Origin of the sequence: Xenophilus sp., from assembly GCF_044462705.1 — a bacterium.
In the GTDB taxonomy this organism is placed as follows: Bacteria; Pseudomonadota; Gammaproteobacteria; order Burkholderiales; family Burkholderiaceae_C; genus Xenophilus; species Xenophilus azovorans.
The window spans coordinates 1-14,104 of the sequence record NZ_JBIQNC010000137.1 but is presented as its reverse complement, the minus strand read 5'-3'; the positions used below and the strand labels follow the sequence as shown (position 1 = coordinate 14,104).

The window sequence follows — 14,104 nt, the reverse complement described above, 5'->3', positions numbered from 1 at the left end:
CCGACAAGCGCGTGGAGCCGGCCGAGCACAAGAAGTTCGTGCAGTCCGAGGTCGCACGGTTCGGGCCGGTCATCAAGGCCGCAGGCGTCTACGCAGACTGACGACGCAAGCCAAGCGCTCGCACGTCAACGACAAAGCCCGCCGGTGAACCCGGCGGGCTTTTTCATGGCGCTCAGTTCTTCGGCCGGATGGCGTCGGCCGTGCCCTGGATGAAGGCCTTGATCGCCTCGACGTCGTCCGCCGAGAGCTTGCCGGTGAAGTCCGGCATGCCGCGGGCCATGGCCGGCCCCTTGAAGAGGAAGGTGCCCAGGTTCTCGATGAAGGCCGGCTCCATGTAGCCCAGGTTGGGGATGTTGCCGCCGCGGTCCACGCCCGGCACGCCGTGGCAGAACACGCAGTTGGCCACGTACAGGCCGGTGCCCGCCTGCACCTTGGCCGGGTCGTACTTCACGCCTTGCAGCAGCTTGCCCATGCGGTACTGCACGAAGTCCGGCATCTTCGCGCTGCCGCCCACGGCGAAGGTGTAGACGGTGCCCGGCCCCTGGCGCTCGGTGGCGCGCTGCGCCAACCCGTACACGCCGCCCCAGCCGACGGCGACCGAGACGTACTGCCTGCCGTCCACCATGTAGGTGGCCGGCGCCGCCACCACGCCGGTGCCGGTGGGCGTCTCCCACAGCTTGGCGCCGCTCTTCGCGTCGTAGGCCACCAGGCGCCCGTCGGCCGTGCCCTGGAAGACCAGGTTGCCGGCGGTGGTCAGCGTGCCGCCGTTCCACGGCGAGACGTGCTCCACGCCCCACGCCTCCTTCTGCGCCACCGGGTCCCAGGCCACCAGCCGGCCCATCGGCTTGCTCTTGGGCGGTTCGGCGTTGAGGAACATGGCCGTGTTCCAGCCCTGCGCCGCATGCGGGCGCAGCGGCACGTTCTCGTTGAACTTCCAGTCCTTGTCGTCCATCAGCGTCAGCGGCACGTGCTGCGCGGGCAGGTAGACCAGCCCCGTCTTCGGGTTGAAGGACATCGGGTGCCAGTTGTGCGCGCCGAAGGGGCCGGGGATCGCATCGCCCGGCTTGTCGCCCTGGCGCGCGCTGGCCGTCTCGACCGGCCGGCCCTTGGCGTCGTAGCCCGTGGCCCAGTTCACCTCGACGAAGTTCTTCGCCGAGATGAACTGCCCGTTGGTGCGGTCGATGACGAAGAAGAAGCCGTTCTTCGGCGCGTGCAGGATCACCTTGCGCGGCTTGCCGTTCACCTTGATGTCGGCCAGGATCATCGGCTGCGTGGAGGTGTAGTCCCAGTTGTCGCCGGGCGTCTCCTGGTAGTGCCACTTGTACTTGCCCGTGTCGGGGTCGAGCGCGACGATCGACGCCAGGTACAGGTTGTCGCCGCCCTTGGGGCTGCGCTTGGAGCGTGCCCAGGGCGAGCCGTTGCCGGTGCCGATGTACATCAGGTTCAGCTCGGGGTCGAAGGCCATGGTGTCCCACACCGTGCCGCCGCCGCCGGCCTCCCACCACTTGCCGGACGGGTCCCAGGTCTTCGCCGCCTTCTCCATCGAGGCGTCCTCGAAGGGCCTGGACGGATCGCCCGGCACGGTGAACCAGCGCCACTTCTGCTCGCCCGTCTCGGCGTCGTAGGCGGTGATGTAGCCGCGCACGCCGTACTCGGCGCCGCCGTTGCCGATGATCACCTTGCCCTTGAACACGCGCGGCGCACCGGTGATGGTGTAGCTGCGCGCGTGGTCGATCAGCGTGTCCTTCTCCCACAGCTTCTGCCCGGTGGCGGCGTCCAGCGCGATCAGCCGCCCGTCGTAGGCGCCCACGTAGACCCTGCCCTTCCACAGCGCCACGCCGCGGTTGACCACGTCGCAGCAGCCTCGGAAGCCCCTGGACCGGTCCACCCCGGGGTCGAAGGTCCACAGCTTCTGGCCGGTGCGCGCGTCGATGGCATGCACCACGCTCCACGAGGCGGTGACGTACATGATGCCGTCCACCACCAGCGGCGTGGCCTCCACGCCGCGCGTGCTCTGCAGGTCGTAGGACCACACCAGGCCGAGCTGCCTGACGTTGCCGGTGTCGATCTGGTCGAGTCGGGAGTAGCGCGTCTCCGCGTAGTCCAGGCCGACGCTGGGCCAGTCGGGCGTCTTCGCGGCGTTGGCGCGGATGAACTGGCCGTCCACCTTCTTCACTGCCGCTGCGGCCCGCGCGGCGGCGTCGGCGTTTCCTTGCGCGGACGCGGCGGCCCCGATGCCGAGCGCGAGCACGGCCATCCCAAGTGCTTTCATCGTGCGGTCTCCTTGTTGTGTCGCGCAGCATCGGCCGTGCGGCGGCGCGCATCACCTTCGGGATTTCCCCAGTGGGGACCTGTTCCGTTGCGGAACACATTCGCGCGGTTCGCCCTGCGGCGGGCAGGAGACCACGATGACCCAGCCCCTGCGCCGCGCCGACACCGCGCCGCGGCAGTTGTTCAGCACCACGCCGGCGCAGCGGGTGGCGCTGGCGCGCCGGCAGTTCTTCGAGGAAGGCGTGCGCCCCTCGGGCCTGGTGGGCGAGGCGGTGATCCAGTCATGGATGCGCTGCCGCCGCAGCCACGAGGACACGCGCCGCGCCGTCGCCTTCGACGCCGTCACGCCCAGCCGGCTGCATGCCGCGCTCGGCCGCAACCGCGATCTGCTGGAGGCTGCGCGCGCCGAGCTGGCGGCGATGGAGGACGCGCTGGCCGGCACCGACTGCCGCGTGATCCTCACCGACCGCGAGGGCGTGGTGCTGCACGTCACCCATCACCCGGCCGCGGCCGCGCAGCCGGTGCTGCGGGTGACCGCGCGCGTGGGCGTGAACATCGCCGAGCAGCGCGTGGGCACCACCGCGCCGGGCATCGTCGCCAGCACCGGCCAGGCCTGCACCGTCATGGGCGGCGAGCACTACTTCGAGCTGCTGCACGAGATGCACTGCGCCGCCGCGCCGATCCACGACGTGCACGGCCGGCTGGCCGGCGTGCTGGACCTCTCGGTCGAGGCGCGGCGCTTCGGCTTCGACGCCGCGCAGATGGTGGGCCTGTACGCCACCACCATCGAGAACCGGCTGCTCCAGGCGCAGGCCGGCGAGCACCTGATCCTGCGCTTCCAGGCCAGCCCGGCGCTGCTGGGCACGCCGCTGGAGGCGCTGGCCGGCATCGCCGCCGACGGCACCGTGGCCTGGCTCAACGACGCCGCCGCGCGCCTGATCGGCCGCCTGCCGCAGGCGCCCGGCGAGCGTGGCGTGGCCGGCCTGCTGGGCCACGACCTGCCCGCGCTGCTGCGCCTGGGCCGCCACGAGGACGCCCAGCCGATGCGGCTGGCCAGCGGGCTGGGCGTGTGGATGCGCGCCAGCCTGCGCGCCGCCGACGGCGTGGACTTCCGGCATGCGGTGGCGCTGCAGCCGCCGGCCGCCGTGCCCGAGGCGCAGGCGCGCGCCCCTGCCGGGGACCTCGGCGAAGCCGCTGCCGGGCCTGACGCGGACACCGGTCCCGATGCCGCCGGCACGCTGCGCGACCACGAGCAGCGGCTGGTCCGGCAGGCGCTGGCGGCCCACGGCGGCAACGTCTCCGGCGCCGCGCGGGCGCTGGGCGTCTCGCGCGGCACGCTCTACCGCCGGCTGCGCGGCCGAGGCGAAGGCCCCTGAGCCCGCCTCACGCCCCGCGCGGCAGCCCGATGCACAGCGTGCAGCCGCCGCCCGGCGCCGACCAGCCCTCGATGCAGCCGCCGTGGCGGGCGACCACGGTGCGCGCGAACTCGAAGCCCAGCCCGTGGGAGCGGGTCACGCCGTCGCTGCGCACGGGCCCGGGCGCCGCCTCGCCGCTGCCCGACAGCAGCCGCTGGAGCACGGCCGGCGCCATGCCAGCGCCGTCGTCCGCGATGGAGACGAACACCCATTGCGCATCGAAGGCGCAGCACAGCCGCACGGCCGAGCCGGACGGACTGTGCGCGACGGCATTGAGCACCAGGTTCACCAGCGCCCGCACGACCAGCGCGCCGTCCAGCGGCGCCTCGACGTCCTCGGCCTCCTCCTCGTCGAAACGCAGCTCCACCGACACGCCCGCGCGCCGCGCCGCGGCCCACACCTGGTCGCGCACGTCGAGCATCACCGTCGCCACGTGCGTGGGCGCGACGCGGTAGCTGCCCATCCAGGCGTGCGAGACGTCGAGGAAATCCTCGGCGAGCGCCAGGGTCCGCTGCACCTCGCGGCGGATCGACGCCGCCATCGGCGCGGCCACCGACCGCCCTTCGTCCAGGTCGAGCAGGCCGAGGATCGCCACCTGCGGGCTGCGCAGGTCGTGCGAGAGGAAGCGGTTCCACTGCTCGCGCTGGCGCTGCGCCTCGCGCTCGGAAGTCAGGTCGGCCAGCACGACGATGTAGCCCGGCGGCGCCTGGCCGGCCGGCGCCGCCACGGGCGCGGCGAGCAGTTGCAGGTGCTGCCCGCGCGCCGTGGCGTACTCGCCCGCCAGCGCCGCCAGCCAGGCGGGGCCCCGCTGCACGTCGGCCACCGCGGCGCCGCGCGCCTGCCGCCGCAGGGGCGCCAGCAGGTCGGCCAGTTGCCGGCCCCGGAAGGGCTGCGCATCGGCCGCATCGCCGCCCGCTGCCGCGCCGCCCAGCCATCGCACGGCGGCGGCGTTGCAGCCGACCACGCGCCCCAGCGGATCGCACAGCAGCACCCCCGTCGGCATCGCGCGCAGCGCCGACTCGGTGAGCGCCTGCAGGCGCAGGGTGCGCTGGATCGCGCGGTCCAGCGCCTCCTTCGGCGGCTGCGGCCCCGCACCGGCCGCCGGCGCGGCGACGATCTCGAAGATGCCCGCCGGCACCGCCTGCAGCGCGCTGGCCTTGTTCGCCAGGAAGCGCAGCTGCCCCCGCAGGCGCAGCCAGCTCCAGCCCGCATACAGCAGCGCCAGCCCGGCCAGCGGCGTGGCCGCCGGCAGCCACCAGCCGAACCCGTACAGCGCCGCCACGCTCACGGCCACGCAGCCGCCGGCCACCGCGGCCACCATCACCAGCCCGACCCCGGGCTGCCACCGCAGCAGGCCCGCCGCCAGCGCCAGCACCGCGGCGATCCAGGCCGCCAGGGCCGGCGCCGGCAGCTCATGGATGGCCCTGCCCTGCATCAGCTGATCGATCGCGTTGGCATGCACCTCCACGCCCGGCAGCAGCCCGGCGCGCGCCGAGGCCGGCGCGAAGACCTGGTCGCCCAGGCCCGGCGCCGTGCCGCCGACGAGCACCGTCCGCCCCCGCAGCCGCGCCGGCGGCACCTCGCCGTCGAGCACGCGCACGTAGGAGACCCTGTCGTAGCTCCCCGACGCGCCGGCGTAGGCGATGCGCATGCGGTCCGCATAGCGCCAGCCGGACGCATCCTCGCGCCCGGCCTCGGCCGAGGACGACCGCCCGGCCACCAGCATCCCGACGTAGGGCTGGAGGCCGCCGGCCGGCCCCATGCGCAGGAACAGGTTGCGGGCGACGCCGTCGGCGTCGAGCACCAGTTCCGCATGCCCGACGCCGCGGGCCTGCGCCTCGAACAGCGGCAGCGGCCGCTGGAACCCCTGCTGCCCGGCCTCCGGCGCCCGCAGGTCGCGCTCCGCCATCATCGGCAGGTACACCGGCAGCCGCCCCATGGCCTGCGCAAGCCGCTGGTCCTCCCGCGCGTCCACGCTGGGCTCGGTGAGGAACAGATCGAGCAGCACCTTGGCGGCCCCCGCGTCCGCCAGCCGCGAGAGCAGTCGCGCATGCGTGCCGCGCGGCCAGGGCCAGCGGCCCAGCGCGGCCAGGCTGGGCTCGTCGATGGCCACGATCAGGATGTCGGCGGACGGCGGCTGCGCGGCCAGCGGCAGCATGCGGTCGTAGGCCAGCATGTCCAGTTGCGCGAGGCCCGGCTTCTGCGCCAGCCAGGCCAGGGCGGCTGCCAGCAGCGCGATCGCGGCCAGCGCGCCGGTCAGCCTGGGGCCTGTCACGTCAACGCCCAGGCGCGTCGAAGCTGCCGCCAGCGAACGGCCTGCCGTAGTGCTCGCCGTCGGACGTCTCGCTCACCCGCCAGTGGTACCGCCCGCCGATGGCGAAAGGCCCCACCACCGCGCCGGTGGCCTGCAGCCCCTTCAGGTCGACCGCCGTCGCGGCAAAGTCCGGTTCGAGCGACAGCTCGAGCCTGTAGCGGCGCGCCGATGACGCGGCCCACCGGATCTCCACCCGTCCGTCGGCCAGCCGGCGCATCCCGCCCTGGGGCGCCGGCATGTAGAACAGGCGCTCGCCCGGCATGCCCTCCAGGCGGTCGGCATCCAGCGCCGCGACGCTCAGGTGGTAGAAGCCCGGGTCCAGGTCGGCCGGCAGCGGCAGCGTCGCGTCCTCGCTCGCGAACTCGGCCACCGGCGCGAGGAACAGGTCGTCCTGCGCGACGCGCCAGCGGTAGCCCTGCGCGCCCGGCACCGCGCCCACCGCCGCCGTCGTCGGCGCGGCCTCGGAGAAGGCCTGCTCGGTGAAGCGGGGCGCCGGCAGCAGCGGCCGCGCCTCGGCGCGCCCCGAGGCGCCGGCCAGCACCGCGCCCTGACCCGCATCGAGCAGCAGCGGCGCCGCGCCGCCGCCCTGCACCGCGACCTGCCCCTCGATGACCTCGCCGGTCAGGTGCCCGTCGCGGTCGCGCACGCGAAAGTGCGTGCCGCGCACGCCCAGCACCACCGAGCGCGAACGGATCTCGAACGCCTGCCCCGACTGCTGCCTGCGGACCTGCGACTCGATCTCGCCGTGCAACAGCCGCAGGCGCACGCCGCCGCGCCCGATCCGCTCCACCTCGACCGCGCTGCCCGGCGGGATCACCGACCGGCTGCCGTCCTGCAGCCCCAGCGTCAGGAAGCCCTTCGCCTCCGTCGCCACCACGTCGCCCGCGCGGACCGCGGCGCCCGGCGCCAGCGGCTCGTCTGCCCCGCCCCCGTGCCGCCGCCATGCCTTGCCGGCGACCGCCAGCACCATCGCCTCGTCCTCGCCGAGCAGCCGGCCGTCGGCGAAGTACAGCACCGTGCCCGGCTGCAGGCGCCGCGGCTCGGCGATGCCGTTGCGCCGCTGCACGTCGGGCCAGCGGGTCGGCTGGCCATAGCGCTCGCCCGAGATGCCCCACAGCGTCTCGCCGGGCTGCACCACGTGCGTCTGCTGCGCGAAGAGCCCCCCGGCAAGCAGGGCCAGGAACGGGAACAGCAGGGCGGCAGCCAGGCCGTGCGCAGAGGGCAGATGGTTCATCGAGCGGCATCCTTCATCGCGTCGAGGCAGTACCCCTGCCCGTAGACAGCGCGCAGGCTCACGCCCCGCTCCGCATCGAGCTGCAGCTTCCTGCGCAGGCGGTAGATATGGCTATCGAGCATGCGCGACGGCTCGTCCTCGGTCGGGTAGCCCGCCGCCTCCAGCAGGTGGGCGCGCGAGACCGTCTGCCCCAGCCGGCCGAACAGCAGTTGCATCAACTGGAACTCCCTGCCCGTCAGCGCATGGTGCTCGACGGGCGCGTCCGGCGCCTCCTGGTAGCTGACCGAGTGCGCTGCCGGGTCCAGCGTCCAGCAGCCGAAGGTCTGCCGGCGGTCCGGCGCCAGCGGCTGGACGGGCCGCAGCAGCCTCATGACGCGCGCTCGCAGTTCGAGGGGCCGGAACGGCTTCACGACATAGTCGTTCGCCCCCGCGTTCAGCGCATCGGCCACGTCGCGGTCCGCGCCCTTGGAACTGAGCATCAGCACCGGAACGCTGCTGTCCTTCCAGGTGCGCAGCCACTGCAGTACCTCCATGCCGTCCAGCGAGGGCGCTGCCCAGTCCAGGATCACCAGATCGAAGGACTCGCGCCGCAGCAGGCGCTGCAGTTCCCGCCCGTCGGAGAAGGCGCGGCAATGCACGCGCTCCTCCCCGCCCAAATGGCGCACGAGCGTGCGCACCAGCAGGTCCTGCTGGATCGGGTCGTCCTCAAGGATCGCTATACGCATGCAGGAGACAGAAGGAGGTTCGTAAGAAAACGTATTCTGACCGAGCAACACCCTGTCGAAATCTGACGAATTCACGCAAGGGTATATGGGCCAAAGTATTCATTAAATGTCACAGATTGGCTCGGAATGTGACCGCGAATGTCGCGAAATCTCGCGAGCACGGTGTGGCGTGGCGGCATTTCCCGGAGCATCCCGGCCAAGCCGACGAAGAGGCCGCGAGAACCTTTTTCTCCACGCCACCGTCCTGCCCTCCTTCTCTCCGGAACAAGACGCCATGAATAAAAGCTACCGCTCCATTTGGAACGATTCCCTCGGCGCGTGGGTCGCCGCCTCCGAGATCGCCAAGGCGCACGGCAAGCCGGCCCGCGCACGCGTCCGCGCCGTGGGGGCGCCGATCCTGAGCGGCATGGCCGGCGGCGTGCTGCTGGCGCTGGCCGGGCTGTCTGCGCCGGCACTCGCCGATACGCCGATCACCGACGCCGCCACGGGCGCCACCTGCGCCCGCCCCGGCAGCAGCGGCGCCTGGGTCTGCCAGGTGCCCAACGGCAGCGGCGGCTTCGCCACCGTCACCGGCCCCGCCGGCAGCGCCGCCGCGCCCGACTTCGGCGCCCTGAACACCTGGGTCGGCAGCAACCTCGGGGGTGCGGGGGCCATTGTCCTGGGCAATGCGGACACCCAGGCCAACGCGGCCAACGCCGTCGCCATCGGCGCCGGCGCCAAGGCCCAGGGCGCCTCCGGCGTTGCCTTGGGCGATGACGTCACCTCGGGGGCGCAGGGCTACAACGTCGCCATCGGCTCGCAGGGCACCAGCGCCAGCGCCACACCCACCAGTTCGCCGGACATCGGCGCCGTGGCCATCGGTCGCTCGCAGACGGCCGACGGCGATGGCGCGGTGGCCATCGGCTCTTCCAACACGGCGACGGGCGATGGCTCGGTGGCCTTGGGACGCGCCAGCACCGCAACGGGCGAGGGCTCGCTGGCGCTCGGCAATGGCGCCTATGCCACCGGTGCACGCTCGGTCGCGTTGGGCACCACGGCCCAATCGACCAACTTTGCCACCGTGGCGCTGGGCGACGGCGCGAACGCGGGCGGCAGCAGCGCCATCGCCATCGGCCGCATCACCGAAGCGACGGGCTACAACGCCATTGCCATGGGCGACTGGGCCAAGGCAAGCCAGCGGGACGCCCTTGCCATCGGTGCCAACGTGACCGCATCCGGCGTGGGTACCACCGCCATCGGCGGCAGCCAGGTGTCTGCCAATGCGGCCAAGGCAACTGCCGACCGTGCCACCGCACTGGGCTATGGCAGCACCGCCAGCGGCACCGACACCATTGCCATCGGCGACAGCACGGCGCAGGACCCCAACGCCATTGCCATGGGCCTGGGCGCCCGCGCGGGCAGCGCCTCCTATCCGTCGGACACCAGCCAGATCGCCATCGGCCAGAGCGCCTTGGCCGACGGGCAGGGCAGCATCGCACTGGGCATGGGTTCGCGGGCCAGCCGCAATCAGAGCGTCGCGCTGGGGCAGGGCGCCGAATCCTGGAACGAGTCCGTCGCCATCGGTGCCGGTGCCACGAGCGGCGGAACCATCGGCTCGGGGATGCACCTGGGCGGCATCGCCATCGGCTACGGCGCCGACGCCACGGCCCTGCACGCCACGGCCGTCGGCTACCAGGCCAGTGCCGCCTACGGCGTGGCCAACCGCGCCGTCGTGCTGGGCTACAGCGCTGACGTCACCGCGGCGGATGCCATTGCCGTAGGCGCCAACGCTCAGGGCACAGGCGAGAACGCCACCGCCATCGGCGGCGACGACGTTCCGGGCAACGCAGCGCAAGCCACCGGCCCGCGTTCCACGGCGCTGGGCTATGGCAGCAAGGCCTCGGCCGCGGATGCCATCGCCATCGGCGACAGCACGGCGGCCGGCGTGAACACAACGGCCGTGGGCGCGATGAACAATGCAGGCACCGGCCAGCAAAGCACGGCCGTGGGCTACAACAACCGGATTACAGGGGCTTTCGGCAACTCAACCGCGGTGGGCAGCGGAAACACCGTGGGCGGCCAGAACACCTCAGTGTTTGGTTTGGGCAACACCACCAGCGGCACGGGCGCTGCGGGGGCGGTGGCTCTGGGCAACCAGAACACCATCGAGGCGCCCACCACGATCGCCGTGGGTGCCAGCAACAGCATCGGCAGCAACGCTCAATACGCCATTGCATTGGGCCGATCGAATACGGTGACTGCCACCGTGCCAGGCACGGGCGGCGTGGCCCCGGTCGCAGTGGGTTCGCAGAACACCTTGAGCAACGATGGTGCACTTGCCGTGGGCGTGGGCAACACCGTCGCCGGCAAATACGCCGTGGCATTGGGCCGGGCCAACACGGCATCCGGCGAACAGGCGCTTGCCTTGGGTAACAGGGCAACCGCCTCCGACACCGATGCCATCGCCATTGGCTCGAATGCCAAGGCCGAGGGGGTCAGCAGCATCAGCATCGGCACGGGCAACGTGGTGACGGGTGACCGTTCCGGCGCCATCGGCGATCCGAGCTTCATCGATGGCGATGACAGCTATGCCATCGGCAACAACAACACCATCGATGCGGCCAGCACCGAGGCGTTCATCCTGGGCAACAACGTCGAGCTGACCAACGTGCCGAGAGCGGTGGCGCTGGGCACGAACACTAGCGTGAGCGTGGCCGATGGCGTGGCCCTGGGCAGCGGCAGCAATGCCAACACGGCTGCGGGCATCGCCGGCTACGTGCCCACCGGCGCCAGCACGGCGGATGCGGCGGCCATTGCCGCCACCATCGCCACGCGCGGCGCGGTGGACGTGGGCAGCCGCCAGATCACCGGCGTGGCGGCGGGCAAGGAAGCCAGCGACGCGGTGAACGTAGCGCAGTTGCAGGCCCTTTCCAGCGCGGCGGCGGCGGGCGCGGTGCATTACTACAGCGTCAACGACGGGGCCACGCCCGGCGAGAACTACGACAACGACGGCGCGCTGGGCCAACGCTCCATTGCCGCCGGCATTTCCGCGAAGACCGGCGCAGGGGCCATCGACAGCGTGGCGATCGGAACTGGGGCCGAGGCCACCGAAGACTACGACGTGATGGTCGGCGCCTTCGCAGGCCAGGGCGGAACCAGCACCGGAGCCAACGTGGGCGTGGGCGCGTTCACGCTCAGCGGCGTCGTCGGCAGCGGCAACGTGGCCGTGGGCGCCGACATGGGCCAGGGTGTGAGCGGCGACAGCAATACCCTGCTGGGCTCGTCGTCGGGCAACCGGATCGTCGGCGACGAGAACGTGGCCATCGGCTACCAGGCCGGCAACACCCAGTACTGGGTGGACAACTCCGCCATGACCGTCGACCGCGCCGTCAGCATCGGCAGCAAGGCCGTGGCCGGCAAGAACGACGCCGTCGCCCTTGGCAGCAACAGCCAGGCGCAGGTGGAAGGCGGCGTGGCGCTGGGCAGCGGTTCGGTGGCGGACACCGACAGCTTCACCAACGATGCCACACGCGCCGGCTATGTGCCGACGGGAGCGAGCGCCGCCCAGGCGAGCGCCATCGCCGGAACCCACAGCACGCTGGCGGCCGTGTCGGTCGGCAACGCAGCCGCCGGCCAGTACCGCCAGATCACCGGTGTGGCGGCGGGCACGGAAGCCAGCGACGCGGTCAACGTGGCGCAGCTGCAAGCCGTCTCCAGCGCCGCCGCAGCGGGTGCGGTGCACTACTACAGCGTCAAATCCGCCGTCACAGGCGCGGGCAGCAACTACGACAACGACGGCGCCACGGGCACGAACGCGCTGGCCGCGGGCGTGAGTGCTTCCGCAAGCGCCGCGAGCGCCACCGCCGTGGGCTACAGCAGCAATGCTGCAGGCATCGGCAGCATTGCCGTGGGCGACAGCAATGCCACGTCTCGCAACACCATCGCGATCGGCACCGGAGCGACCGCCACGGGCACCACCATCGAGGGCGCTGTGGCGATTGGATACAACGCGCAAGCGACGAAGTATCTGAGTCTTGCGTTGGGCACCCGCACGACCGCCAGCGCCGAATGGGCGATCGCCATCGGTGACTTGGCCAACGCGACAGCCTCCGATGCGCTGGCGATTGGCAGCAGCGCGTCTGCGGCCGGCCAGGCATCCACGGCCGTGGGAGTGCTTGCCAATACGACCGGGGAGAGCGCCGTGGCGGTCGGCGGCGGCGCGCAAGCCTCGGGCGATCAGTCGGTTGCCATCGGCGGGGGCGACTATGCGACGTCCAGCATGAGCGATGGAGCCCGCGCCAGCGGGGACAAGGCGATCGCCATCGGCTACAAGTCCCAGGCCACGGGCGAGAGCAGCATCAGCATCGGCACGGGCAACGTGGTCAGCGGCAAGAACTCCGGTGCGTTCGGCGACCCCAACACCGTCAGCGGTGCCGGCAGCTACGCCTTCGGCAACGACAACACCATCGCCCAGGACAACACCTTCGTGCTGGGCAACAACGTCACCACCACCCAGGCCAACAGCGTCGTGCTGGGCAACAACAGCGCCGACAAGGCGGCCGTGCAGGTCAATGACGCCAGCATCCCCAGCGTGGTGGCCACGCTGAACCCGGACGGCAGCGTCACCTACACGCCCGGCCCGGCCATCACCTACGGCGGCTTCGCCGGCACCGCCACGGGCGTGGTCAGCGTGGGCGCAGCGGGCACCGAGCGCCAGATCGTCAACGTCGCCCCCGGCGCGATCACGGCCACCAGCACCGACGCCGTCAACGGCAGCCAGCTGTATTCGGTGGCCAGCCAGGTCAACGCCATCGGCGGGCAGATCGTGAACATCGTCAACAACGCCAGCTCGCACTACTACAGCACCAACGACGGCGGCACCCAGCAGGCCAACTACGACAACAGCGGCGCGGCCGGCGCCAACAGCATCGCCGCCGGCCCGGGCGCTTCCACGGCAGCGGGCGCCACCGGCTCGGTGGCGATGGGCGCCAACGCCAGCGCCAGCACCGCCAACAGCGTGGCCCTGGGCGCGGGCAGCACCACCACCGCGGCCACCCCCACCTCCGGCACCACCATCCGCGGGCAGGACTACACCTTCGCGGGCGCCAACCCCGCCGGCGTGGTCAGCGTGGGCTCGGCCGGCCAGGAGCGCCAGATCCAGAACGTGGCCGCCGGCCAACTGAGCAGCACCAGCACGGATGCGGTCAACGGCAGCCAGCTGTATGCCACCAACCAGGCGCTGGAGACGCTGAGCGTGACGGCCAACGCGGGCATCAACGTGACCACCGCGGCCACGGGCACGGGGGTGGCGGTGGGCACCAGCGTGGCCAACGTGGGCCCGGGAGGCGTGGCCACCTACACGGCGGGCAACAACATGGTGCTCACGCAAAGCGGGGCGAACGTGGCCTTCGCGGTGAGCGAGAACCCGAACTTCACCAGCGTGACGGTGGGCAACACCCACGTCACGAACAACGGGGTGAGCATCCAGGGCGGGCCGAGCATGACCACCGGCGGCATCAACGCGAACAACACCACGATCACCAACCTGGCGCCGGGCGTCAACGGCACCGATGCGGTCAACGTCAACCAGCTCAATGCCAACACCGCCGCCACCAGCCTGCGGCTGAACCAGTTGGGAGACCAGATCAACACCATCGGGCAGAAGGCCTATGCGGGCGTCGCCTCGGCGATGGCGGTGCAGGCGCCGGCGCTCTCGATTCCCGGCAAGACGACGATGCGCGTCGGCTACGGCTACTACCAGGGCCAGTCGGCCATGGGCGTGAGCTTCCGGCGCACCTCGGAGAACAACGCCTGGAGCCTGACGGGCGGCGCCTCGGCCAGCCGCGGCGGCGTGGCAGCCACGGTGGGCGCCGAGTGGGTGTTCGATTGAATGACTAGGAAAGAAGCAACATGAACAAGCTGCCCCTGAACGTGGCTCTCCCGGCGCTGGCCGCCGCCCTGCTGATGGCAGGATGCGGAACGCCCGGCCGCGCCATCGACCCCGAGGCCCAGGCGCGCGCGGTGGCCGCCAAACCGCCCGCGCCGACAGCGCAGGAATGGCCGGCGCCTGCTTCGGCCAAGTGGAAGGAAGGCGCCTTTCCGAACCTGGAAAACGTGCGCAAGATGGCGCCCGGCATGGGCAAGGACCAGGTGCGCGAGCTGCTGG

Annotated in this window: 6 protein-coding genes and 1 pseudogene; 3 read left to right on the top strand and 4 right to left on the bottom strand. The window is 72.0% G+C overall.

Features of this window, described 5'->3' with window-relative positions; genetic code table 11:
- Positions 1 to 172 precede the first annotated feature (172 nt).
- On the bottom strand, positions 173 to 2,272 hold the full coding sequence (locus tag ACIY1X_RS18315; protein ID WP_399683197.1) for a PQQ-dependent dehydrogenase, methanol/ethanol family: 2,100 nt from the start codon (positions 2,270 to 2,272) through the stop codon (positions 173 to 175).
- Positions 2,273 to 2,408: 136 nt separating this feature from the next.
- Between ACIY1X_RS18315 and ACIY1X_RS18310 the strand changes: the two genes are divergently transcribed.
- Positions 2,409 to 3,647 (top strand): helix-turn-helix domain-containing protein, encoded by a 1,239-nt coding sequence (locus ACIY1X_RS18310; RefSeq protein WP_399683195.1) that lies wholly within the window; start codon positions 2,409 to 2,411, stop codon positions 3,645 to 3,647.
- 7 nt (positions 3,648 to 3,654) lie between these two features.
- Here the strand turns inward: ACIY1X_RS18310 and ACIY1X_RS18305 are convergent, their stop codons facing one another.
- The 3 genes from ACIY1X_RS18305 to ACIY1X_RS18295 are packed head-to-tail and all read right to left on the bottom strand — an operon-like array spanning position 3,655 to position 7,959.
- Positions 3,655 to 5,961 carry a CHASE2 domain-containing protein gene (locus ACIY1X_RS18305; RefSeq protein ID WP_399683193.1) on the bottom strand — a complete coding sequence of 769 codons (2,307 nt, stop codon included), beginning with the start codon at positions 5,959 to 5,961 and terminating at the stop codon, positions 3,655 to 3,657.
- A 1-nt stretch (position 5,962) separates the two neighbouring features.
- Positions 5,963 to 7,234 (bottom strand): FecR domain-containing protein, encoded by a 1,272-nt coding sequence (locus ACIY1X_RS18300; protein ID WP_399683190.1) that lies wholly within the window; start codon positions 7,232 to 7,234, stop codon positions 5,963 to 5,965.
- Positions 7,231 to 7,959: a response regulator transcription factor gene (locus ACIY1X_RS18295; protein ID WP_399683188.1), complete on the bottom strand. Its 729-nt coding sequence runs from the start codon at positions 7,957 to 7,959 to the stop codon at positions 7,231 to 7,233. The genes ACIY1X_RS18300 and ACIY1X_RS18295 overlap by 4 nt, the downstream gene beginning before the upstream one ends.
- A gap of 274 nt (positions 7,960 to 8,233) precedes the next feature.
- On the opposite strand from ACIY1X_RS18295, the gene ACIY1X_RS18290 reads away from it, so the two are divergent.
- Positions 8,234 to 13,828, top strand: a complete 5,595-nt coding sequence (locus ACIY1X_RS18290) for an ESPR-type extended signal peptide-containing protein (RefSeq protein ID WP_399683185.1) — start codon at positions 8,234 to 8,236, stop codon at positions 13,826 to 13,828.
- Positions 13,829 to 13,848: 20 nt separating this feature from the next.
- Positions 13,849 to 14,104: pseudogene (locus ACIY1X_RS18285) on the top strand (hypothetical protein); the annotation flags it as partial.

Coding starts and splice junctions, on each gene's coding strand:
- ACIY1X_RS18315 (WP_399683197.1), bottom strand. CDS start 2,272: ATGAAAGCACTTGGGATGGCCGTGCTCGCGCTCGGCATCGGGGCCGCC.
- ACIY1X_RS18310 (WP_399683195.1), top strand. CDS start 2,409: ATGACCCAGCCCCTGCGCCGCGCCGACACCGCGCCGCGGCAGTTGTTC.
- ACIY1X_RS18300 (WP_399683190.1), bottom strand. CDS start 7,234: ATGAACCATCTGCCCTCTGCGCACGGCCTGGCTGCCGCCCTGCTGTTC.
- ACIY1X_RS18295 (WP_399683188.1), bottom strand. CDS start 7,959: ATGCGTATAGCGATCCTTGAGGACGACCCGATCCAGCAGGACCTGCTG.
- ACIY1X_RS18290 (WP_399683185.1), top strand. CDS start 8,234: ATGAATAAAAGCTACCGCTCCATTTGGAACGATTCCCTCGGCGCGTGG.